The 22,358-nt window shown below is 71.3% G+C and carries 22 protein-coding genes; 7 read left to right on the plus strand and 15 right to left on the minus strand.

Features of this window, described 5'->3' with window-relative positions:
* The first annotated feature begins 57 nt into the window (after window positions 1–57).
* Entirely contained in the window at window positions 58–450 is a 393-nt protein-coding gene (locus ACIQI8_RS25000) for a PRC-barrel domain containing protein (protein ID WP_402354672.1), read from the plus strand.
* 72 nt (window positions 451–522) lie between these two features.
* Here ACIQI8_RS25000 and ACIQI8_RS25005 read toward each other — a convergent pair whose 3' ends face one another.
* The 10 genes from ACIQI8_RS25005 to ACIQI8_RS25050 form a co-directional block, all read right to left on the minus strand.
* A complete protein-coding gene (locus ACIQI8_RS25005; protein WP_402354674.1) occupies window positions 523–969 on the minus strand; it encodes a response regulator in 447 nt (148 codons plus the stop codon).
* Entirely contained in the window at window positions 966–2,510 is a 1,545-nt protein-coding gene (locus ACIQI8_RS25010) for an ATP-binding protein (RefSeq protein WP_402355980.1), read from the minus strand. Before ACIQI8_RS25010 ends, ACIQI8_RS25005 begins: the two co-directional genes overlap by 4 nt.
* 109 nt (window positions 2,511–2,619) lie before the next feature.
* Entirely contained in the window at window positions 2,620–3,840 is a 1,221-nt protein-coding gene (locus ACIQI8_RS25015) for a PP2C family protein-serine/threonine phosphatase (RefSeq protein ID WP_402355983.1), read from the minus strand.
* 167 nt (window positions 3,841–4,007) lie between these two features.
* Window positions 4,008–5,612 carry a SpoIIE family protein phosphatase gene (locus ACIQI8_RS25020; protein ID WP_402354676.1) on the minus strand — a complete coding sequence of 535 codons (1,605 nt, stop codon included), beginning with the start codon at window positions 5,610–5,612 and terminating at the stop codon, window positions 4,008–4,010.
* Entirely contained in the window at window positions 5,602–7,071 is a 1,470-nt protein-coding gene (locus ACIQI8_RS25025) for a sensor histidine kinase (protein ID WP_402354678.1), read from the minus strand. Before ACIQI8_RS25025 ends, ACIQI8_RS25020 begins: the two co-directional genes overlap by 11 nt.
* A gap of 33 nt (window positions 7,072–7,104) precedes the next feature.
* Window positions 7,105–8,169 carry an ATP-binding SpoIIE family protein phosphatase gene (locus ACIQI8_RS25030; RefSeq protein ID WP_402354680.1) on the minus strand — a complete coding sequence of 355 codons (1,065 nt, stop codon included), beginning with the start codon at window positions 8,167–8,169 and terminating at the stop codon, window positions 7,105–7,107.
* Window positions 8,157–8,546 carry an anti-sigma regulatory factor gene (locus tag ACIQI8_RS25035; RefSeq protein WP_402355986.1) on the minus strand — a complete coding sequence of 130 codons (390 nt, stop codon included), beginning with the start codon at window positions 8,544–8,546 and terminating at the stop codon, window positions 8,157–8,159. The genes ACIQI8_RS25030 and ACIQI8_RS25035 overlap by 13 nt, the downstream gene beginning before the upstream one ends.
* A 29-nt stretch (window positions 8,547–8,575) precedes the next feature.
* Window positions 8,576–8,947: an STAS domain-containing protein gene (locus ACIQI8_RS25040; RefSeq protein WP_402354682.1), complete on the minus strand. Its 372-nt coding sequence runs from the start codon at window positions 8,945–8,947 to the stop codon at window positions 8,576–8,578.
* Window positions 8,944–9,795 (minus strand): STAS domain-containing protein, encoded by an 852-nt coding sequence (locus ACIQI8_RS25045; RefSeq protein ID WP_402354684.1) that lies wholly within the window; start codon window positions 9,793–9,795, stop codon window positions 8,944–8,946. The genes ACIQI8_RS25040 and ACIQI8_RS25045 overlap by 4 nt, the downstream gene beginning before the upstream one ends.
* A 72-nt stretch (window positions 9,796–9,867) precedes the next feature.
* Window positions 9,868–10,197 (minus strand): STAS domain-containing protein, encoded by a 330-nt coding sequence (locus ACIQI8_RS25050; RefSeq protein ID WP_402354686.1) that lies wholly within the window; start codon window positions 10,195–10,197, stop codon window positions 9,868–9,870.
* A gap of 451 nt (window positions 10,198–10,648) precedes the next feature.
* On the opposite strand from ACIQI8_RS25050, the gene ACIQI8_RS25055 reads away from it, so the two are divergent.
* Complete coding sequence (locus ACIQI8_RS25055) at window positions 10,649–11,236, plus strand: hypothetical protein (RefSeq protein WP_402354688.1); 588 nt, start codon at window positions 10,649–10,651, stop codon at window positions 11,234–11,236.
* A gap of 115 nt (window positions 11,237–11,351) precedes the next feature.
* Here ACIQI8_RS25055 and ACIQI8_RS25060 read toward each other — a convergent pair whose 3' ends face one another.
* Window positions 11,352–11,660, minus strand: coding sequence for a DUF6479 family protein (locus ACIQI8_RS25060; protein WP_402354690.1), 309 nt, complete (start codon window positions 11,658–11,660; stop codon window positions 11,352–11,354).
* Window positions 11,661–11,736: 76 nt separating this feature from the next.
* On the opposite strand from ACIQI8_RS25060, the gene ACIQI8_RS25065 reads away from it, so the two are divergent.
* Together ACIQI8_RS25065 and ACIQI8_RS25070 are read left to right on the plus strand one after the other, a co-directional pair.
* Window positions 11,737–12,111 (plus strand): four-helix bundle copper-binding protein, encoded by a 375-nt coding sequence (locus ACIQI8_RS25065; RefSeq protein ID WP_402354692.1) that lies wholly within the window; start codon window positions 11,737–11,739, stop codon window positions 12,109–12,111.
* Window positions 12,112–12,237: 126 nt separating this feature from the next.
* Entirely contained in the window at window positions 12,238–13,416 is a 1,179-nt protein-coding gene (locus ACIQI8_RS25070; RefSeq protein WP_402354694.1) for an acyl-CoA dehydrogenase family protein, read from the plus strand.
* A gap of 28 nt (window positions 13,417–13,444) precedes the next feature.
* On the opposite strand, the gene ACIQI8_RS25075 is transcribed toward ACIQI8_RS25070, so the two are convergent.
* Together ACIQI8_RS25075 and ACIQI8_RS25080 are read right to left on the minus strand one after the other, a co-directional pair.
* On the minus strand, window positions 13,445–14,266 hold the full coding sequence (locus ACIQI8_RS25075; RefSeq protein ID WP_402354696.1) for a class I SAM-dependent methyltransferase: 822 nt from the start codon (window positions 14,264–14,266) through the stop codon (window positions 13,445–13,447).
* Window positions 14,267–14,381: 115 nt separating this feature from the next.
* Window positions 14,382–15,536, minus strand: coding sequence for a PucR family transcriptional regulator (locus ACIQI8_RS25080; protein WP_402354698.1), 1,155 nt, complete (start codon window positions 15,534–15,536; stop codon window positions 14,382–14,384).
* Between the two features lie 265 nt (window positions 15,537–15,801).
* Between ACIQI8_RS25080 and ACIQI8_RS25085 the strand changes: the two genes are divergently transcribed.
* Entirely contained in the window at window positions 15,802–18,102 is a 2,301-nt protein-coding gene (locus ACIQI8_RS25085) for a tetratricopeptide repeat protein (protein ID WP_402354700.1), read from the plus strand.
* Window positions 18,103–18,540: 438 nt separating this feature from the next.
* A complete protein-coding gene (locus tag ACIQI8_RS25090; protein ID WP_402354702.1) occupies window positions 18,541–20,109 on the plus strand; it encodes a phytoene desaturase family protein in 1,569 nt (522 codons plus the stop codon).
* A 66-nt stretch (window positions 20,110–20,175) separates the two neighbouring features.
* Here the strand turns inward: ACIQI8_RS25090 and ACIQI8_RS25095 are convergent, their stop codons facing one another.
* Window positions 20,176–20,598, minus strand: a complete 423-nt coding sequence (locus ACIQI8_RS25095; RefSeq protein ID WP_402354704.1) for a DUF2750 domain-containing protein — start codon at window positions 20,596–20,598, stop codon at window positions 20,176–20,178.
* A complete protein-coding gene (locus ACIQI8_RS25100; RefSeq protein WP_402354706.1) occupies window positions 20,579–21,373 on the minus strand; it encodes an SDR family NAD(P)-dependent oxidoreductase in 795 nt (264 codons plus the stop codon). The genes ACIQI8_RS25095 and ACIQI8_RS25100 overlap by 20 nt, the downstream gene beginning before the upstream one ends.
* Before the next feature lie 87 nt (window positions 21,374–21,460).
* On the opposite strand from ACIQI8_RS25100, the gene ACIQI8_RS25105 reads away from it, so the two are divergent.
* The gene (locus ACIQI8_RS25105) at window positions 21,461–22,315 is read left to right on the plus strand and encodes a helix-turn-helix transcriptional regulator (RefSeq protein WP_402354708.1); all 855 of its coding nucleotides are present in this window, start codon (window positions 21,461–21,463) and stop codon (window positions 22,313–22,315) included.
* Window positions 22,316–22,358: the final 43 nt, after the last annotated feature.

Genomic DNA, 22,358 nt, shown 5'->3' on the forward strand with positions numbered 1-22,358 from the left:
GGGCACACGGAAGAAGCCGGTCATCGAGACCGCATTTTCCGGAGGAGTTGTTGTCACGTGAATGAAAATGTTTGGGATTACCAGTCGACCGCCGACCGTCTGGCGAGCGTCGACCTCACTGGTTACAAGGTGGAGGCCACGGACGGCAGTATTGGCAAGGTCGACAAGCATTCCGACGAGGTCGGCGCCGCCTACCTGGTGGTGGACACCGGTGTCTGGATCTTCGGCAAGGAGGTCCTGCTCCCGGCGAGCACCGTCATCAGGATCGACTCGGACGAGGAGAAGGTCTTCGTCGACCGGACCAAGCAACAGATCAAGGACGCCCCCGAGTTCGACCGCGAGAAGCACCTCGGAGACCCGGGCTACCACGATGAGCTGGGCGCCTACTACGGCACGAACACCCCGCGCGGCGGCCCCGACCTGGGCGCCCCGGGCAGGCCCATGGCCTGATCCGTCGCACAGCAGGCCCCGGGACTTCCGAGAAGTCCTGGGGCTTCCGTGTGCCCGCGGCCCCGTGCGGGCTCAGGCGCCGCTCGGGGGCAGCCGTACGACCTGGACGAAGAAGTCGTCGATCTGGCGGACGGCGGCGATGAACTGGTCCAGGTCGACGGGCTTGGTGACATAGGCGTTGGCGTGCAGCTTGTAGCTGCGCAGGATGTCCTCCTCGGCCGCCGAGGTGGTGAGGACGACCACGGGGATGTGGGCGAGGTCGGGGTCCGACTTGATCTTCTCCAGGACCTGCCGGCCGTCGTACTTGGGCAGGTTGAGGTCGAGCAGAATGAGGCCGGGGCGCGGCGCGGTCGTGTGATCGCCGCGCTGGTAGAGAAAGTCGAGGGCCTCCTCGCCGTCCCGTACCACGTGCAGCGTGTTGCCGATCTTGTTGTCCTCGAACGCCTCACGGGTCATCAACTCGTCGCCGGGGTCGTCCTCCACGAGGAGGACGTCGATGGTGCTGGGCGAAGTGGTCATGTCAGGGCCTTCTTCTCGGTGCGGGGGTCGGCGGCGGTCGCCTCGACGGCGGCGAACGGGAGGGTGAAGCAGAAACGGGTGCCCTCGGTGCGGCCGGAGTCGAGCCAGATCGTGCCGCCGTGATACTCCACGATCTTCTTGCACAGGGCCAGCCCGATGCCGGTGCCGCCGTAGGCGTCGCGGCTGTGCAGTCGTTGGAAGATGACGAAGACCTTGTCGGCGAACTCCGCGGGGATGCCGATGCCGTTGTCCGTGACGTACACGAGCCAGGTGTCCGGCCGGTCGGGGTCCACGGCACAGGTGATGGTCACGTGCGGTGGACGGTCCGGATGACGGAACTTCAGGGCGTTGCCGACCAGGTTCTGCCACAGCATGGTCAGCAGGGTGGGGTCCCCGACGATCTCGGGCAGGGCGTCGGGGCGGTCGACACGGGCGCCGGACTCCTCGACGGACACCGTCAGGTTCGACAGCGCCTTGTCGAGGGTCTGGCCGAGTTCGACGGGCACCTGGGTGTCGTTGACGCGGCCGACCCGGGAGAAGGTGAGCAGGTCGTTGATGAGGACCTGCATGCGCTTGGCGCCGTCGACCGCGAAGTCGATGTACTGCGTGCCCCGTTCGTCCAGTTGGTCGCCGTACCGCTTCTCCAGCAGCTGGCAGAAAGAGGCGACCTTGCGCAGCGGTTCCTGGAGGTCGTGCGAGGCGACGTAGGCGAACTGCTCCAACTCGGCGTTGGAGCGGCGCAGTTCGACGGCCTGGGCGTCCAGGTCGTCAGCCTGCCGGGTCAGGACGTCCCGTTGGCTGCGGGAGGCCGCCAGTTCGGCGACGATCTGTTGGCGCATGCCCTCGACATCCGTGGCCAGCGCGGCCAGGTCCGCCGGTCCGCCGCCTCTGATGACATGGTCGAAGTCCCCGTCGGCGACCTGCCGGGAGGCCTCGCGCAGCGCCTCCAGCGGGCGGGTGACGAGCAGCCGGACGAGGAACGCGAGCGTGAGCCCGGTCAGTACGAAGATGATCACCATGCCGATGAGGACGGCGTTGCGCACAGTGCGCTCGTGCGCGAGCTTCTGCCGGCCGTCGTGGACCGCCTGCGCCAGGTCCCGGTCCTGTTTCGTCCACAGGGCGCGCAGATCGTCGAACTTCTCCTTGCCGCGGTCGGCGGTGCGCTGGTCGATGGTCCGCGGCCGGCCCGGGGTGACGGTGGAGGCGAGCGGTTCGGCATAGGTGTCACGCCAGTCCGCGGCGCCCCGCTGGACCGCGTCGAGGTCGGCGAGGAGCCGGGGCCGGTCGGCGATCAGGGAGCGCAGCCGGGCGGCCACCCGGGCCTCGTCCCGCTTGCCCTGGGTGTAGGGCTCCAGGAACTGCCGGTCGGCCGCGATCGCGTACCCCCGGATGCCGGTCTCCTGGTTCACCAGGGTCGCCTGCAGCCGGTACGCCTCCGTCTGGGCCGGCTGGACCTGCTCCAGCAACTGGTCGGTCACCCGCGCCGTCCGGTCCAGCAGACTCGCGCCCACCGCGGTGCCGATCACGACCACCAGCATCATGAGCGCCAGAACCAGGTAGAACCAGCTCTGCACGGTGAGCCGGCGTCCGATCCAGGCCCTGCTCGCCCCGTCCGTCGTGCTTCGGTCCCTCACTGCTCGCCCCACTCGCTCAGTTCCAGCACAGGTGCACCAGGGCCACGTCGTCGGCCAGGCCGCCCTGTGACTCCGCCAGGCCGCCGACCCGCTCGATCAGCCGGTCGGCGAACGGCTCCGGCGCCAGCGCGGCCTCCTCTTGGGCGAGCGCCAGCAGTCCGGCCTCGCCCAGCCGCTCGGTGCCACGGCCGATGTGCCCCTCGAACAGGCCGTCGGTGAACAGCACGACCCCCGCGCCCGACGGCACCTCCACCTCCGTCATCGGCCACGACGCACCTCCGGGTACCACACCCAGCGCCGGACCGCCGGGTGGCTCCACCCACTCCACACCATGATCGGTGCGCAGCAACAATCCGTGGTGGCCGGCCCGTACCATCCGGGCCCGCCCCTGGCCCGGTACGGCGGAGAGGCTGACGAGCGTGGCGAAGACCTCCTCCCGGGCGCGCTCAGCGAGCAGGATCTCCTCCAGCCGACCGATCTGCTCGGGTCCGGTGACCCCGCACAGCACCAGGGTGCGCCAGGCGATCCGCAGGGCGACACCCAGCGCCGCCTCGTCCGGCCCGTGCCCGGAGACGTCTCCGACCACCGCGTGCACCGTGCCGTCGGCGGTCTGCACTATGTCGTAGAAGTCGCCGCCGAGGAGCGCCTGGGCCCGCCCGGGGAGGTAGCGGGCCACGACGTCGACGTCGTCGCGGTGCAGCAACGGGCGGGGCAGCAATCCCCGTTCGAGACGGGCGTTCTCCTGTGCCTGCATCCGACTGGCCTGCAGCGCCGCCGCGGACTGCTCGGCCTGCTTGCGCTGGATCGCGTAGCGCACCGCCCGCCCGAACAGCTCGGGTTCGACGCGTCCCTTGACCAGGTAGTCCTGTGCGCCGCCGGCGACCGCGGCGAGGCCGGTCAGTTCCTCGGCGAGCCCGGTGAGCACCACGATGGCGACCTGGTCGGCGTACGCCTTGACGCGGGAGACCGCCTCCAGGCCCTGGGCGTCGGGCAGATGCAGATCCAGCAGTACGCAGTCGGGCACCCCGGCGGCCAGGACATCGGCGGCCTCCGCCATCGACCGCACCCACTGCAGCCGCATCTTCAGCGCGCTGTCGGCGACGAGTTCCTCCACCAGCAGGGCGTCGCCGGGGTCGTCCTCGATCAGCAGGACGGACGGCTCCGGCCATTCCCACTCCGCGGTGCCGCCCTCCCGTGCACGCGAAGGTGGTTCGGCGTCCCCAGCGGACGTCGACATCATGGTTGTGACCTTCCTGCCCTCACACGTCGCACATCTGCGTGCCGTCGCCGGACGACGACAGCCGAGAGAATAACCGCACCGAGCGGCCGACCCTTCCGGTTCCTTCACCGGATGTACAACTTCACGCCGATCCAAACCTGACCGGGCACTTTCCGCGCGACCACTCAGCTGAACAGGGCCGCGATCAAGGCGATGTCGTCGTCCTTGTTGTGGCCGAAACGTGCCAGGAGGAGATCGCACAACTCCTCCAGATCGGGCGGCCCCTCGGCCACCGCCTCGCGGAACTCGGCGAGCGTGGTGTCGAGGTGGGCGGTGCGCACCTCCACGAGGCCGTCGGTCACCATGAGCAGGCGGGTGCCGGGCGGGGCGTCCACAACGGTGGGCGGCGGATGCGTGAGGCCCAGGCCGAGAAGGGGGCCGTGCGCGTGGTGGAACCGTGGTCCGTGCCGCGGGTCGATCACCAGCGGGGGGATGTGGCCGGCGTTGGCGATGTGCAGTCGGCGGTCCTCCGGGGTGACGAGGACCAGGCAGAGGGTGACCGTGACGCCGGGCTGGGACTGGCCCAGCAGGGTTTCCAGGCGTTGCAGTACGTGGTGGGGAGGATGGCCCTCGATGGCGTACGCGCGCAGTGCGTGGCGCACCTCGCCCATCACGGTCGCGGCGGTCACCGAGTGCCCGACGACGTCTCCGATGGCCAGCAGCAGCCCGTTGACCGTCCGTACCGCCTCGTAGAAGTCCCCGCCGATCTCGGCGTGTTCGGAGGCGGGCACGTAGCGGAAGGCGAGGTCGACGCCGGGGACCGTGGGCAGTTCCTTGGGCAGGAAGGAGCGCTGCAGGGCGAGACCCAGGGCGTGCTCCTCGTTGTAGGTCCGCAGTGCCTCCAGCGCCAGAGCGCTCGCGTTGGCGACCTGCTGGAAGAGCTGCTCGTCGTCGGCGCCGGCCAGGGCGCTCGCGGGGACGGCGAGGCAGACGGGCGGGCGGCCCCGCTTGGTGCGGGCGACCGCGAGAGCGATCTCTCCCGTAAGGTGGTCGGCCGGCAGCAGGCCCCGCCACTGGCCGTGCGGGACCCGGACGACCTTGACCCCGGTGCCCTGGTTCAGCCCGAGCCCCGCCAACCGGGCCAGCAGGCCCGGCTGGGCGGGCTGGATACGGACGGGGGTGAGCGGGTCGTCGATCATGCTGTGCACGGCCTGGGCCTGCGGCGAGAGGAACACCGCGCTGGCCGGACTGTCCAGGACACCGGCCGCGCCACCGGTGGCCGCCGACGCGAAGGAGTGGAAGCCGACGGCGCTGTAGACGTCCAGCGTCGCCGTGTTGAGCGCGAAGAGGCGCTGTGCCAGCTGCTCGGCGCGCTGGCGGGCCCGGGCGTAGCGCAGGGTGGCGGTGACGGTGGCGAGCAGCTCGCCGGGGTCGACGGGCTGGTCGAGGTAGGCGTCGGCGCCCCTGCGCAGCCCCTCCGCGTGATCGTCCGGACTGACGGCCGCGGCGGAGATCTGGATGACCGGGAGATGGGCTGTGCGCGGGTTGTCCTTGAGGCGTTCGCTGACCTCGAAGCCGCTCATGTCGGGCAGCAGGACGTCGATGATCGCGATGTCCACCGGCGCGTCCTGGGCGGAGTCGAGATGCGCGAGTCCCTGCTCGCCGGTGGCGGCGCCGATCACGGTGTGCCCCGCGCGCCGCAGCCAGCTGGTGAGGACGTAGCGGTTCGTCTCGTTGTCGTCGATGACCAGGACGGTGGCGGGCGAAGGATCCTGGACTCTATCGGTCATGACCCGACCCTTCGGTTTCCGGTTCTTCGGCGAGTACGTGGCCGAGGTCCGGCAGGCGCAGCCGCGCCCGGGTGCCGACACCCACGGTGCTGGTGAGAGTGAGGGAGCCGCCGAGAAGTCTGGTGAGGGTGCGGGCGTAGGACAGGCCGAGTCCCGTGCCGGGCCGCCCGCGCTGGTGCGGGCCGGGGACCTGGTAGAACACCTCGAAGACCCGGTCGAGTTCGGCGGCGGGGATACCGACGCCGGTGTCCGTGACGGTGAACAGGACGGCGCGCGGCTCGGGTTCGGGGTCGACGGCGACGTCCAGGCGCACCTCGCCGCGCTCGGTGAACTTCAGGGCGTTGGACAGGAGGTTGCGCAGAATCCGGACCAGCAGCGTCTCATCGGTCACCAGGGGCGGCTGCTCGTCCAGGCCGGGGGTGACCAGGGCGACCCGGTCCTGGTCGTGACCGCTGCGCAGGAGGCCGGCGAGGTGGGCCAGGAGCAGCCGCAGATCCACCGGCTGCGGATGGATGTCGAGGTGACCTGCCTCGGCCTTGGCGACGTCCAGCAGGTCGTTGACGAGCGCCAGCAGCGTGTGGCCGCTGTCGGCGATGAGGTCGACCTGTTCCCGCTGTTCGTCCGTGAGGGGCGGTGAACTGGGCGCCCGCAGGAGGGTGGAGAGCGCGACCACCGAGTTGACGGGGGTACGGAGTTCATGGCTGATGTTGGTCCAGAAGCGGGTCTTGGCCTCGCTCGCCTCCAGCAACTGCTGCCGTTTGTCCTCCAGTTCCGAGTGCAGGGCCAGCACACCGCTGTTGGTGGTCTCCAGTTCCTCGGTCAACTCCGAGTACAGGGCCAGCACTCCGCGGTTGGTCTCCTCCAACTCCTCGTTCATCCGCCGGAGTTCCTCGCCCTGGGCGCGGGTCTCCTCCAGCGTGGCGACCAGATCGCGGGTCTGGGCGCGCAGATCTTCCGCCTCGGTGGACCGCCCGCCGCCCGTGAGCACCTTCGCCAGGCGTGTGTGCACTTCAGCCGCCGAAGTCCAGTCCGCCGGCAGCGGCTGGGTGATGAGGACACGGCTGAGGGCCGGGCCGGGCCGGTGGGCGACGCGGACGAGTTTTGCCACCAGGTCGAGCGTGTCCCGCGTCGGCGGCGGCCCACCGCTCCAGACGAAGGTGATGACCAGGGCCATCGGCTGCGCCGTCGTGTCCAGGCCGAAGTCGACCTCGAGACCGCGGCAGCCGAGGCGGTCGCGGCCCAGTTCGCTCAGCGCGGTGGCCAGCCGTACCTGGTCCTGGCGCTCCAACGCCACGGCCGCCGCGGCCTGTTGAGCGCTGCGCCGGAGTCCGAACACGTCCTGGGGCGTGGACAGGCCGAAGGACGCCACCCGCTCGACCGGCGCCGACGCCGACGAGCGGTCGTGGCGAGGCGCGCCGGCGGACGGGGCCGGGTCAAACGCGTCGGTCGGCACGTCCATCCCTGTCCTTTCCCGTCCCGTTCATCGCGTCGCTCACCAAGCGCCGTTGATCACGACGACCGAGGCGTCGTCCCGTCGCCCGCCCGCCTCGCGCAGCAGCTGTCCGGCCGTGACGAGCGGCGAGTGACCCAGCAGACCCGGCAGCGCCGCCGGGTCCCAGCGTTCGGTCAGCCCGTCGGAGTGCATGACCAGGGCACCGTGCTCGGGGAGCGGTTCCTCGAACGTCCGCAACCGGCGCATGTGCATGCCGACGATGCCGGGGAGCGACAACAGAGCGCGGCGCGCGCCGTCGGCGACGAGGAAGCCGCTGACGTTGCCGACGCCGCAGTACAGCAGCCGTCCCGCGGCCGGCTCGATGCGGGCCACCGCCACGGCCCCGCCGCGCAACCCCCGCAACGCGAGGTGCACGGCGTCGAGGGCGCCCGCCGGACTGAGATCGTGGGCGCCGTGGAAGGCCTTGACCGCCGCCTGACTCGCGCGCGCCGCGAGCGGGCCGTGGCCCAGTCCGTCGCACAGCATGATCAGGAGAGGCGGCGGAGCGCCGTCGCCCTCACCCGGCACCCTGCGGACGGCCCACGCGTCCCCGCACACGCTCTCCCCGCTGATGGGCCTGGTCACCCCGTCGGCCGGTGACTCGCCCGGGGTGACGACAGCGCGGCCGTCGGCGGTACGCGGCCAGAACCGGGCCGTCATGACCGTGCCGCGGCCGGGCAGGGAGTGCAGGTCGAAGTGGTCCGCGAGGCGGGAGACCGCGCCCAGTCCGATGCCCAGCGTGCCCGCGGTGGACGCTCCGTCGGCGAGGGCGGCGGCGACGTCCGTCATCCCGGGCCCGGAGTCGACGGTGAGGAACTCCACCCCCGCCTCGTCCCCGGAGCGCACCGTGCGCAGCAGGAGGGCACCGTCCACGGCATGCCGATGGACATTCGTGGCGGCCTCGGTGACGGCGAGGGCGACCTCGGCGACCCGGTGGGCGCTGAACCCGACGCGCCGGGCCAGCGTGGCGGCCGCGCCCCGAGCGGTCACCGACAGGGACGGTCCGTCCCGGAACCACGCCAGGTCCTCGCGTTCGAGGAAGGCCGCGGTGTTCATCTCGCCCACTTGATGATGGTCACGGTCGTACCCTCGCCGGGCGCGGTGTGCAGGCGGAAGTCGTCGACGAGCCGTCGGGCGCCGCTCAGGCCGAGACCCAGCCCCCCGCCCGAGGTCCAGCCGTCCGTCATCGCCTGCTCGACATCGGCGATGCCCGGACCCGAGTCCTCGAAGACGGCGGCCACACCGCGTCTGCCCTCCGCGCTGACCAGGCCGGCGCTGACGGTGCCGCCACCGCCGTAGGTGAGCGTGTTGCGGGCGAGTTCACTGGCCGCGGTGATCATCTTCGTCTGGTCGACCAGGGACAGACCGCACCGCTGGGCCAGCGCCCGGACGGCCTGGCGGACGTGGACGAGATCACTGCTGCGTGCGACGGGATGGACCAGCGGCTCCTCGTCGCGGGTCCAGGGCGCGATCACTGCAAGTCCGAACTGGTGGACTTGCTCAGCTTCGCCAGCCCCTTCTCCAGGTCCAGGGCGGTGCTGACGCCGCCGAGCGAAAGACCCAGCTCCACCAGGGTGATCGCCACCGCGGGTCGCATGCCTACGACCACGGTCCTGGCGTCGAGCACGCGCGACACGGCGGCCACCGTCGCCAGCATGCGCCCCACGAAGGAGTCGACGATCTCCAGCGCGCTGATGTCGATGATGACGCCCCGGGCCGACTTGGCCACGATCTGCTCGGCCAGATCCTCCTGGAGGTACAGGACCGTCTGGTCCTCCAGATCGAACTGGATGGACACCAGCAGGGTGTCCCCGATCCGCAGGATCGGAATGCGCTCGCTCATCGCTGTGCGCCGGTGTGCGCCACCAGGTCCACGCCGGACCGGCGCAGGGCGAGCTTGAGGGCGTCCGCCAGGCTGGCCTTCGTCACGATGCCGTCGAACTCGATGCCCAGCGCGACGATGGTCTGGGCGATCTGCGGACTGATGCCGGACACGGTGCACTCGGCGCCCATCAGCTTGGCGGCGACGATGGTCTTCAGCAGATGCTGGGCGACCTGGGTGTCCACCGCGGGAACGCCCGTGATGTCGATGATCGCCTGCTCGGAACCGGTGTCCACCAGGGCCTGCAGCAGCTTCTCCATCACCACCTGGGTCCGCGCCGAGTCCAGCGTGCCCACCAGCGGCACGGCGATGACCCCGTCCCACAGCCGCACGACCGGCGTGGACAGCTCAAGGAGCTGCTCCGCCTGGGCGGTGATGAGCTCGTCCCGCGTCTGGGTGTACGTCTCGATCGTGAACAGCCCCAGACCGTCCAGAATCCTGCCCAGCCGCAGGTAGGCGCCGATCTCCTCGGCGGAGCCGTTGTCCAGCACCGGTTCGAGGACCCGCTTCAGTGCGAAGAGACTGACGGCCGTCTCACTCGGCGAGAATCCCTGCCGCGCCCGGTTCCTCGACAGCTCGGTCAGAAGGGCGCGCACTTCGGACATCTGCTCCGAATGGACATCCGCGGCGCCCTGTCGCAACGCCTCCACCAGGGCGTCGTAGAGCTCTCGCAGCTCGCGCGTGAGCTCCGCCGTGCTCACGCGACCGCCCAGCGACCCCGAGACCTCTGCGACCCATGAGGCAGCCAGGTCCTGTCCCTCGACCGACAGGAGCCCCACCAGATCCACAGCGCTGTCTCGCTTCACCATTCAGGCGCTCCCTCGATATTCGAATGTGTGTGTCAAAGGTGACGGGTGCAGACTACGGCACCCGAGCGGAGGTCAGTCCTCCAGTGCCTCACGCACCGTGGGGTGGCACGGAATGAGGGTGTCGATGCCGACGAGCTGCATCACGCGCAGCACGGGTGCCTGCGTACCGGCCACGCGCAGCCAGCCGTCAGCCTCCACGGCCGCACGGTGGGCGGCGATCAGCAGGTTGATTCCGCTGGAGTCCATGAAGGTCAGGCCGGAGAGATCGGCGACCGTCCGCGGCGACGCGTCGCCGCCCGGCGGTTTCAGCGCCTCTCCGACACAGTCGTGCGTGCCCTGGTCCAGTTCGCCGTGCAGGGCGACGACCCGGACTCCGTCGACGGTGGAGTGGACGACCGTCAAATGACCAGGATGGATGGGGTGTTCGTCTGTCACGATGTCCGTCTCACCAACAGGATGGGATGCATGGTTGGGCCTCCGGCCCGCCGAGTCCCCACAAGGAACCGAACTAGGCCTACTTGCTCCAGGTCCGTGTGTCACGCGGCGGGAGGTAGGGCTCCTTCCCCTTCGGCAGTCCGCCGGTGAACACCACGATCAGCGCGCTGATCGTGGTCAGCATTAGCAGCACCACCGTGATGCCCACCCGGATCGGCAGTTCGGCGGCCGATCCGGCGCGCGGTCCTGCACATCGTCGTCCGGTCCCGTTGTCCGTGGCGTAGCACTGGGGTGTCCCCGTCCGTCCCGGCCATGCGTCGACGGGACGGAGTGCGTGACCAGACTTCCCGCCCGCGCCCATCCGGTGAGACCGTTTATATGTATCCGTCCTCATTGCGCCCGTGAGGGGGTGAGACCGATGGGGAAGGCCGGACACGTCAAGGTCGTGGCCTGGCGCTGGCGGAGGAATCCGCTGCGCAGGCGCAGCGACGTGGTGGAGGCGTGGATCCTGCTCGCCGCGTGCGTGGTCGCGACGGTCGGCGCCGTGCTGGCGGGAGTCGTCGGGACGCAGTTCGCGGAGCGGGCACTGGCCCGGGACCGGGCGGGGCGCACACCCGTCGCCGCCGTGCTGGTCAAGATCGTCCCGGGCGGCACGCGGGATGTGGTCACCGGTATCCGGCACGACCGTGCGGTGGGCTCGGTGCGCTGGACCGACACCGGAGGGACGGTCCGTACGGGACTGACGGCGGTGCGGCCCGACACCGAGCCCGGCAGCCCGGTCCCGGCCTGGACCGACGGACGCGGCCGCCTGGTTTCCGCACCCGTGAACGCCGCCGAGGCCTCGGCCCGCGCGGCCCTGTCAGGAGCCTGCGCCGCACTGGTCACCGGGTCCGCCGTCCTCGTCGGCGGCCATCTGATCCGGCTGCGGGTGCAGCGGCGTGCCACCGAGCGGTGGGGCGTGGAGTGGGAGCGGGTCGGACGGCATTGGGGGCACACGACGGGCTGACGTGCGGCGGCGATGGGGGCACACGACGGGCTGACATGCGGCGGTGCCCCCGCTCGCCGCCCACCCCCGGACCGTCGGCGGGATCCTGACCGCCGCCGACGGTCCGTGCGTCGGCCTAACTCCAGCGTCGCCGCTTCTGCGCCGGGTCGGTCGGAGTGGAGGAACCGGTCATCTCGTGCGGGGTCCGCCGGCGTCCGTCCTGGGGCACCTCGTCGGACTCTCGGTGTTCCCGCTCCTCGCGGACCGGGCCGCCCTGCGGCACCTGCGGCTGCTCTTCGGGGCGCGGCGGGGGCGGCTGCCGGCGCCGGGCACGGGAACCCATCCAGAAGGCGCCGAGCAGCACGGCCACGATGACCACTCCGACCGCGACCAGACCGATGCCGAGGGCCTTGCCCGCGGCGATGTCCATCCATGCGTTGTCCATGGCACGCGAGTACCCGTGGCCCCCGTCATGAACCCGATCAGGGTTTGACACGCTCGGTACCGGCAACTCGCGCTGTGTGACTACGACGACATCCCAGAGGGAGCTCATCCGGTTCCTGGAGGACCGCTTCTCGTGCGCGCTGGCATGCACCGAGTGCGCCAGGGCGTGTGCCCTGCGCGCGAGCATGGTGGATCCGGACGGGACCGAGGAGCAGGAACTCGTCCGGCGTAAAGGCGTCATGTGCGCGGAGGTGTGCGACGCCACGTGCCGGGTGCTGTCCGAGCAGAACCGTCTCGACGAGGCCGGCATCCGCGTCCAGGTCGAGTGGTGCCGCAGCGTGTGCCTGGAGACCGCGAACGTCTTCGACCGGTACCCGGGCGCCCAGGACTCCGCGAAGATGTGCCGGGAGTGCGCGGACGCGTGCACGGACTTCATGGCGCTGCTGGACTGACCTGTCCTTTTCCACGCTCTTGCGCCGCGCCGCCGTTCTTCTTTTCGCGGCGCCGCCATTCCCAATTTCTGGAACACGTTCTACCGTGTGCGCCGTCAGGACCGGTACCGGGAGCCTGGAGGCGCCGTGCATCTCGACCAAACCCCCGAGCAGCTGCGGCTGCGCACCGAACTGCGCGCCTACTTCGCGGAGTTGGTGCCGGACAACGCCTACGCCCGGTACGGCGACCCGGCCACCCAGAAGCGCTTCTACCGCGAGACCATCCGACGGCTCGGCACGGACGGCTGGCTGGGCGTGGGCTGGCCCAAGGAGTACGGCGGGCGCGGGCTCACGGCGATGGAGCAGTTCATCTTCTTCGACGAGGCCGCCCAGGCCGGCGTACCGCTGCCGCTGATGGCGCTCAACACGGTCGGACCGACCATCATGCAGTTCGGCACCGAGGAGCAGAAGGCGTACTTCCTGCCCAAGGTCCTGGCCGGTGAGATCGACTTCGCCATCGGCTACAGCGAGCCCGACGCGGGCACCGACCTCGCGGCCCTGAAGACCCGGGCTGTGCGCGAGGGCGACGAGTACGTCGTCAACGGTCAGAAGATCTGGACCACCAACGGCGACACCGCCGACTGGGTGTGGCTGGCCACCCGCACCGATCCCGAGGCCCCGCCGCACAAGGGCATCACCATGCTCCTGGTGCCGACCACCGACCCCGGCTACTCCTGCACCCTCATCACCACCCTCGCCTCGCACGACACCACGGCCAGTTACTACGAGAACGTCCGCGTCCCCGTCTCCCGCCGCGTCGGCGCCGAGAACCAGGGCTGGCGGCTGATCACCAACCAGCTCAACCACGAGCGCGTCACCCTCGCCGCCCACGGCACCATGGCCATCCGCGCCCTGCACGACGTGCAGCGCTGGGCGACCGAGACCAAGCTCGCCGACGGCCGCCGCGTCGTCGACCTGCCCTGGGTGCGCCGCCTGCTCGCCCGTACGCACATCAGGCTCGACGCGATGAAACTCCTCAACTGGCAGATGGTGAGCGCCGTCCAGCACGGCACACTCACCCCGCAGGACGCCTCCGCGGTCAAGGTCTACGGCTCCGAGGCCCGCCGGGACGCGTACGCCTGGTTGATGGAAATCGTGGGCGCGGCGGGGGAGTTGAAGGAGGGGTCGGCGGGTGCCGTGCTCCACGGCGAGCTGGAACGCGGCTACCGCTCGGCCGTCATCTTCACCTTCGGCGGCGGCAACAACGAGATCCAGCGCGAGATCATCTCGTGGATCGGGCTGGGGATGCCGCGAGTTCGGCGCTGACCGTCGGCACCCCCACGTACGCGGAGTGCTAGGGCACCGGTGCCCACGCCGCGACGAGTTCCGGGACGTAGACCGTCGCCCGCACCTCCTGGCAGGCGCGCGCCATGCGCTCCCGGAGGGTGTCGATGTTCACCTCCTCGGCCGTGGCGATGCCACCGCGCTCCATCACGGGCAGCAGGCTGCGTGCCGACTCGGCGATCAGCGTCACCGCCGCCGAGTCGGGTCCGCCGGCGGGCGCGGCGGCCGCCACACTCGGATCGGGGAGCCCCGACAGCCGCAGTACTTCGGCCAGTTGCTCACCCATCTCGGGGTTGCGGCCCCCTTCTCGCAGCGCCGCGCTGATCCACTCCACGGTCTCCGTCACGAGCGGCACGGCCGGGACAGCCCGAGTCCTCGAAATGTTGAAGTCCTGGAACGTGACGACCCCGCCACGACGAACGAACCGGGTCAGGTCCTTCACCGTCGACACCGGATCGTCGAGGTGGATCAGGATGAGCCGTCCCACGAGGGCGTCGAAGGATCCGCCGACTTCGAGATCGGGAAGCACGCCCTGTTCGAAGGTGACATTCGTGAACGAACCCGCGGCGGCATTCGCGCGCGCCCGCCGCAGAACCCCCGGGTCCATGTCCACGCCGAGAACCCGCCCACTCGAACCGACCACGCGCGCGGCGGCGAGTGACACCTCACCCGTACCGCAGCCGACGTCGAGGACACGCATGCCCTCCCGCAGACCGGCCGCCCTCAGGAGATGTTCGGTGTGCCCGTCGTACAGCGAAGCCTGTACACCGAGCCGGTCCGACTCCTCGGGAGAACTTCCCATCACGTAGGACGTCGTGTCCGTGTCTGCCATTTCTGATCCTCCGCTGCGCGTCGTCAGTCACGGAGTGTAGGAACCGGCGGGGTCGGCGGTCTTCGGCACGAACATGGAGTACGAGGACGGATTCCTGTGCTTTCCACAGTCGCCGTCAACCGGTGATACCGACGACCGAGCGGACCAGGCCGGTGAAGGTGCGCGGGTCGCTTCCGGTGAGCCTGTGCCACTGGCCGAGCCGGTAGGCCACCGTGTTGGGATGGATCATGAGCGCCTCGGCGGCGTGTGACAGGGACAGCCCGGCGTCCGCGAAGGCGAGGACGGTCTGTGCCAACTGGGGCTGCTCGCCCGCCGTTCGGCGGACAGCGGCGAACAGCGGCTCCAGCCGGTCCCTGCTGTCGATCAGGCTGGCCCGCAGCCAGACGTCCTCGAACGAGGTGGCGTGGCCGCCGCGTTCGGAGACGACGAGGGCGCGTTCGGCGTCGGCGATGCTCATCTCCGCACCGGCCAGCCCGGTGCGGTCGAGGCCGACGCCCACCCGCGCCTCGTCACCGGCCAGTCCGATCACGCGGGTGACCAGGTCGCCCGGGTCTACCCCCTGGGTCACGGCGACCATCAACTGCCCGCTCAGACCGCAGGAGACCCGGCCGGCGAGCCGGCGCGCCGCACGTTGGAGCAGGACGAGGTGTCCCTCGGCGGCCCACGGAGCGGCCGGCGTGCACAGCGCCCGGAAGTCGCCGTCCGGGTCGAATCCCAGCTCACGGGCGATCTCGGCGGTGTGCTCGCGGGGCGCGCCGCCGGTTCGGAGCAGTTCGAGGAAGCGCTGCCGCAGACCGGCCTCGCGCCCGTAGCGCGTTCCGGCCTCGTCCGCGTAGGCGTCCGCGACGACACCGCTCGCCGACTGGACCCACAGCCACAGGGGCGCGACCAGCTCGATCGCGGTGTCCTCGGCCGCCGTTCCCCGTGCCGTGGCCCGCAGTTCGTCCCACAGGCGGCGGGCGCCGACGTGAAAGGTCGCGAGCGCGTCCTGGACGGGCAGACCGTAGTACGCCCTCCTGAGCGACTCGGCCCGGATCTCCAGGAGTTGCTCGGCCGTCGGTTCCACATCGAGGGCGAGACCCCGCAGCAGGGCCCGGAGCCGGCTGCGTACGGTATCGAGCTGCTCGGCCAGTGGCATCGCCGCGTACGACGGGATCTCGCGCCTGATGTCGTCGGTGACCGTGACGCTGAGCTCCTCGAGCCGCGACAGCAGGGATTCGCACAGCTCGCGAAGGGGATGTCCGGCGGATCGGGCCGCAGAGGTTGTCACGCCCGCCACTGTCGAATCGACAATGAGCGAGTGTCAAGCGCGCTCACCCGGAGTGACAGGGGCGGGCCGGTGCAGGTCGGCAGCGCAGTGCCCCCGCGATCCCGCGCGTGCCCGCCCGTCCCTCCCGACCGACAACAATCTCCGCGTTGTGTCACGGCTGCGCCCTCGCTCCCGCACGGCGCCGTACAAACTCGGACGACACCTCGCCATACTGGACGAGCCAGGGGAGGGCGGGGCGAACCAGTTACGGGGGCGATCGCGGGAGATGGGGGACAGCAGGCTGATCCAGGGCCGGTACCGGCTGCTCGATCTGATCGGGCGCGGCGGCATGGGAGAGGTGTGGCGTGCCCGGGACGAGTCGCTGGGGCGGCAGGTCGCCGTGAAGTGCCTCAAGCCGCTCGGCCCGCACCACGACCAGGCGTTCACCAGGGTTCTGCGCGAGCGCTTCCGGCGTGAGGCCCGGGTGGCCGCGGCCCTGCAGCACCGCGGAGTGACCGTCGTGCACGACTTCGGCGAATCCGACGGCGTCCTGTATCTGGTCATGGAGCTGCTGGACGGCCGCAACCTCAGTCAGCTCCTGGAGGACAACAAGAACCATCCCCTGGCGGTCGGTGACGTCGTGGAGATCGCCGACCAGCTCTCCGCCGCCCTCGCGTACACCCACCAACAGGGCATCGTGCACCGCGACTTGAAGCCTGCGAACATCATGCGGCTGACCGACGGCACGGTGAAGATCTGCGACTTCGGCATCGCCCGCCTGGGTCACGACATCGGCTTCACCTCCCGGCTGACCGGCACCGGCATCGCGATGGGCACCCCGCACTACATGTCACCGGAGCAGATCAGCGGCTCCGAGGTCGACCAGCGCAGCGACCTGTACTCCCTGGGGTGCGTGCTGTACGAGATCACCACCGGGGCACCGCCGTTCGACCTGGACGACGCCTGGGCGATCCTCATCGGTCACCGCGACACCGCCCCCCAACCACCGCGCGGCCGGCGGGCCGAGCTGCCCGAGTACTTCGAGAAGATCATCCTGGACCTGCTGGCCAAGCGGCCCGAGCAACGCCCGCACGACGCGAGGGAGTTGGTCCGCAGGATCAGCGCGGGCCGGACCACACCGACGTACGTGCCGACCGTGGTGACCCCCCAACCGGTGTTCCCGTCGCCCGAGCAGGCCGGGTCCGGCGCGGTCCGCCTGGCGGAACCCTCCCGCGAGGCGCGGCTGCCGGAGGCGTCCCGCGAGGCGCGGCTGCCGTCCTGGACCCGGGGCATGACCACCGGGCACAAAGCGACCGGCGCCGGACTGCGGGCCACCCCGCCGGACGCCGGTGCGGGCCTGACCGGCGAGTGGATCCCGCGTCCGGCGGGCGGCCGGCCCGAGGAGCCCGTGCCGGACCGGCCGCGGGCCCCGTCCCAGGAGGCGATCACCGCGCTGGCCGGCAGGCACAACGCCGGGCTCAGCCTGGGCCGGCTCGGGCGCTGGACGGAGGCGGGCGAGGTGCACCGCGCGGTCGCCGCCGAGCGCGCGCACCTCCTGGGTCCCGAGCACCCCGACACCCTCGCCAGCCGCTACGAGGTCGCCTTCACCCTCAGCCGTACCGGCCGGGCCGCCGACGCGTTGCAGGAGTACAAGACCGTGACCGCCGCACGGACGCGGGCACTGGGTCCCGACCACCCCGACACGCTCGCGGCGCGGCAGGAAATGGCGTACGTGCTGGGCCAGTTGGGCCGTCACTTCGACGCGCACCAGGTGTACACGTCGGTACTCGCGGCCCGGGAGCGCGCGATGGGTCCCGACCACCCCGACACCCTGCGCTGTCGCCACAACCTCGCCTTCAACCTCAGCAGGCTGGGCCGTCTGGAGGACTCGTACCGGATGGCGGTCGAGGTGGCGGCGGCCCGGGCCCGTGTGCTGGGGCCGGACCATCCTGACACCCTCGTCACCCGCTACGAAGTCGCCTACGCGCTCGGGCAGTTGGGTCGCTGGCCGGAGGCCCTGCAGACCTACCACGAGGTCGCCGAGGCCCGCGCCCAGGCCCTTGGCCCGGATCACCCCGACACCCTCGCCGCCCGCTACGAGGTCGGCATCAGCCTGGGCCGGCTCGGCCGCAGCGCGGACGCCCTCACGCTCTACCGCGACCTGATCGACGACCGCACCCGCGTCCAGGGCCCCACCCACCCCGAGACCCTGCGCGCCCGCCACGGCCTCGGCGTCAACCTCGGGCGCCTGGGCCGCTGGGAGGAGGCCCTCGCCGAGTCGCGCGACGTCTGCGCGATCCGCGACCGCGTCCTGGGCCCCGAGCACCCCGACACCCTGGTCAGCCGCCGCGAAGTCGCCGTCAGCCTCGGCTGGTTGGGCCGCTGGACGGACGCGCTCACCGAATACCGCCGAGTCGCCACCGCCCGCGAACGCGTCCTGGGCCCCGACCACCCCGACACCCTCGCCAGCCGCAATGACGAGGCCCACTGCCTCGAACAACTCGGCCGGGGCGCGGAGGCGGTGGAGCTGTACCGAAGAGTGGCGGTGTTGCGGCAGCAGCGGGCGACGGGTGGACGCCGGCGGTAACTCGGCGGGCGGCTGCTGAGGGCGCCCTCAGCGGGCCGGCGGCCGGTCTGCCTCGTGCCGGCGGTCTGCTTCCGCCGGTCGGTCCTCGGACGGTCCGTCTTCGGCGGGTGGCGCATGGGGCGGTTGGCTTGTGACGGTGGCTCGTCGGCGATCCGCCTGAAGCGGCCGGTCGGAGGCTGTGCGACACCTACCCGTCCGCACCTGGTCGTGACGCCGCTGCCGGTCCCATGGGCGGCCGCCTGCCTGTTCCGGCCCGGCGCCCCGCCACGCGTCTCCTGCCGGGCCGACCGTCGGCCGCGCGTCTGCCACCGATCCGCACGCGCGTCGCCACCCCCACCCCTGCTCGCGCGAGCGTGTCCACCCGTCTGCCCCTCGGCGCGCCCGTCTCCCGCCGGTTCCGCTCTGGCAGGGCCGGATCATCGCGTGTTACGAAGAACCATGACCGCACTCGAGGGACACCGCACGTACGACGCCGTCATCGTCGGAGGAGGGCACAACGGGCTGGTCGCCGCCGCCTACCTGGCTCGGGCCGGGCGGTCGGTGCTGGTGTTGGAGCGGCTCGACCGCACGGGGGGCGCCGCCGTCTCGACGCGGCCGTTCGCCGGGGTCGACGCGCGGCTGTCGCGGTACTCGTATCTCGTCAGCCTGCTGCCGAAGAAGATCGTGCGTGATCTGGGCCTCGACTTCCGGGTCCGCACCCGCACCGTCTCCTCGTACACCCCCGTGGAGCGCGACGGTCGGCCCACCGGACTCCTCGTCGGCGGTGGCGAACGCCGCACCCGGGAGGCGTTCGCCCGGCTCACCGGATCCGCGGGGGAGTACGAGGCGTGGCAGCGGTTCTACGGGATGACCGGACGCGTCGCCGAGCGGGTCTTCCCGACCCTCACCGAACCCCTGCCCTCGCGGGACGAGCTGCGCCGACGCGTCGATGACGACGAGGCCTGGCAGGTGCTGTTCGAGGAGCCCATCGGCGTCGCCATCGAGGACCGCTTCCGGGACGACCTCGTGCGCGGCGTGGTCCTCACCGACGCCCTCATCGGTACCTTCGCCGACGCCCACGAACCCTCACTCGCTCAGAACCGCTGCTTCCTCTACCACGTCATCGGCGGCGGCACCGGCGCCTGGGACGTCCCCGTCGGCGGCATGGGCGCGCTGACCGACGCGCTGGCCGCGGCCGCGCGCCACGCGGGTGCCGTCGTCGCCACCGGCCACGAGGCGGTTCGCATCGACACGGACGGCCGAACCGCCGAGGTCGCGTACCGCACCCCCGACGGCGAGGGCACCGTCACCGCACGGCACGTGCTGGTCAACGCCTCGCCGCAGGCCCTGGCGGAGCTGACCGACGACGTCCCGCCCGCCCCCGCCGAGGGCGCCCAGCTCAAGGTGAACATGCTGCTCAAACGGCTGCCGAGGCTGAAGGACCGGTCCGTCGACCCGCGCGAGGCGTTCGCCGGCACCTTCCACATCGGCGAGGGGTACGCCGATCTCGCCACCGCCCACGCCCAGGCCGCCGCCGGTGAGCTGCCCAGTGCCCCGCCGTCCGAGATCTACTGCCACTCGCTCACCGACCCGACGATCCTCGGCCCCGACCTGGTCCAGCAGGGCTACCAGACCCTCACCCTGTTCGGCCTGCACACGCCCGCCCGGCTCTTCGACCGGGACAACGACGCCGTACGCGAGGAACTCCTCAAGTCGACCCTCGCCCAACTCGACACCCACCTCGCCGAACCGCTCGCCGACTGCCTCGCCACCGACGCCGACGGCCGCCCCTGCATCGAGGCGAAGACCCCCCTCGACCTGGAACGCGACCTGCGCCTGCCCGGCGGCAACATCTTCCACCGCGAACTGTCCTGGCCCTACACCCAGGAGGACACCGGCCGTTGGGGCGTCGAGACCCGACACCCGAACGTTCTGCTGTGCGGGGCGGGCGCCGTCCGCGGGGGAGGGGTGAGCGGCGTGCCGGGGCACAACGCGGCGATGGCGGTGCTGGAGGGTGAGGGCGCGTGAGCAGCAGTGGCTCGCAGGCGGAGAGCGGGGGCACGGGGTGCGCGCTCTGACGGCGGATCCGGTGAGCTAGTCGGCTGCCGCCAGTCGGTTGAGGACCTCCGCCGGGGTGAAGCTCCAGCCGACGAGACGCGGCCCGCTCCAGTTGATGCCGATCATGAGCCCTTCCCGGGCCAGATCGGGCAGTTCGCGGCTACGCCAGTCTTCGAGAGACATGGATGCGACCCGCAGCCCGTTCCCCCAGATCTTCGCCGCCCTCCGGGCGCGGGCCGAGGTCGACCAGAAGGGAAGGCTTCGCGTGCCGTCCGCGGAGAGAGAAGTCGGGCTTCCGGTGTCGTCCCGGACAAGCCAGACCACTCGGCTCTGGCGGAGGTCTCGGAAGAACGCCGCCGCTTGCGAACCACTTTGACTCATGGCCGTCGAGCCTAACCGCACCAGGTTGGCCCCGGTACGCCCCCGACGGACGCCCCCCTCACGCCCGCAACCCCCCATCCACCGCCAGAATCACCCCGGTCACGTACGACGCCCGGTCGCTCAGCAGCCAGGCCGCCGCCTGTGCGATCTCCTCCGGGGCGGCGGGGCGGCCCAGGGGGTTGAGGGTCGAGATGCGGTCGATGACGCCGGGGGCATTCCGCTCCCACTCGTCGACCATCTCGGTCAGGGTCAGCCCGGGGGCGATCGCGTTGACGCGGATGCCCTCGCGGCCGTACGTGGCGGCGGCCGACGCGGTGAGGCTGTTGACGGCGCGTTTGGCCGCGCCGTACACCGGCAGTTCGGGGTTGGCGGCGAGGCTGCCGACGCTGGAGTTGTTGACGATGGCGCCGCGTCCGGCGGTGGCGCGGATGGCGGCGATCTCGGCCTTCATGGCCAGCCACGGGCCCTTGAGGTTGACCGCGCTGACCCGGTCGAAGTCGGCTTCCGACAGCTCGTCCATCGGGCCGGGCAACTGGATGGTGGCGCCGTTGTTGAAGGCGATGTCCAGCCGGCCGTACAGCTCCACGGTCCGCTCGACGGCGGCCCGGACACTGTCCCCTTCGGCCAGGTCGCACAGCACGTACTCGGCCGTGCCGCCCGCCGCCCTGATCTCCTCGGTGACCGCCTTGAGCTGCGCCTCGGTACGCGCCGCGAGGACCACTCGGGCGCCCTCGCGGGCGAAGAGCCGGGCCGACGCGGCGCCGATACCGCGGCCGGCCCCGGTGATGAACGCGACCTTGTCGGTGAGCAGGCCGGCGGAGGTGCGGGGTGTCGTGTGAGGTGTGTTGTTCATGCCGTCGAGCCTGCGACCGGCCGCGATCCCCATCCAGGCACCGGCTGTACCTGGCTCGCCGCCTCGGCGCACGCGCACACTGGAGAGGTGAACCGACGAGGTCTGGCGGATTTCCTGCGCAGCAGGCGCGAGCGCATCACCCCCGCCGACGTGGGCCTGCCCAGCGGCCCGCGCCGCCGTACGCCGGGGCTGCGTCGCGAGGAGGTGGCGCAGCTGGCGTACATCTCGACGGAGTACTACGCGCGCCTCGAACAGGCCCGCGGTCCTCATCCGTCCCGTGAGGTACTGGCCCAGCTCGCCCGTGCCCTGCGGCTGTCGGACGCGGAGCGTGACCACCTGCACCACCTCGCCGGGGCACCGCCCGCGCCCGCACCCGGTCCCTCGCGCGAGGTCCGCCAGAGCATCCTCGACCTGCTGGACCGGCTGCCCCTCGCCGCCGCCTTCGTCACCTCGGCGACGCTGGAGATCATCGCCTGGAACGACCTCGCGGTGGCCCTGATGGAGGACTTCTCCGCCCTGCCGCGCCGCGACCGCAATCTGGTCCGCCGGGTCTTCCTGGGACCGCACCCGAACGGCCGCCGCCTGTACGGCGTTTCGGACTCCGACGCGTTCGCCCGCAGCTCGGTCCCGCAACTGCGCGCCGCCGCGGCCCGCTACCCGGACGACCCGGAGGTGACGGAACTCGTGGACGAACTCCTCGCCGGGAGCACGGAGTTCGCCCGGTTGTGGGCCGACCACGAGGTGGCCGCCGGCGGGCCGACCCTCCGCAAGTCCTTCGAACACCCCCTCGTCGGCCCGGTCACCGTCAACTGTGACGCCCTGGACATCGCCGACCGCGACCAGCGGGTCGTCATCTACACCGCCACCCCCGGCTCGCCGTCCGACGAGGCGCTGCGGCTCCTGTCGGTCATCGGCACCCAGAGCATGGGCGTATCCGGCTGACGCCACAGAGAGCCCTGTGGCAAGAAATCTGACGGAGCATCAG

This window comes from Streptomyces sp. NPDC092369, assembly GCF_044755245.1.
Classification (GTDB): Bacteria; Actinomycetota; Actinomycetes; order Streptomycetales; family Streptomycetaceae; genus Streptomyces.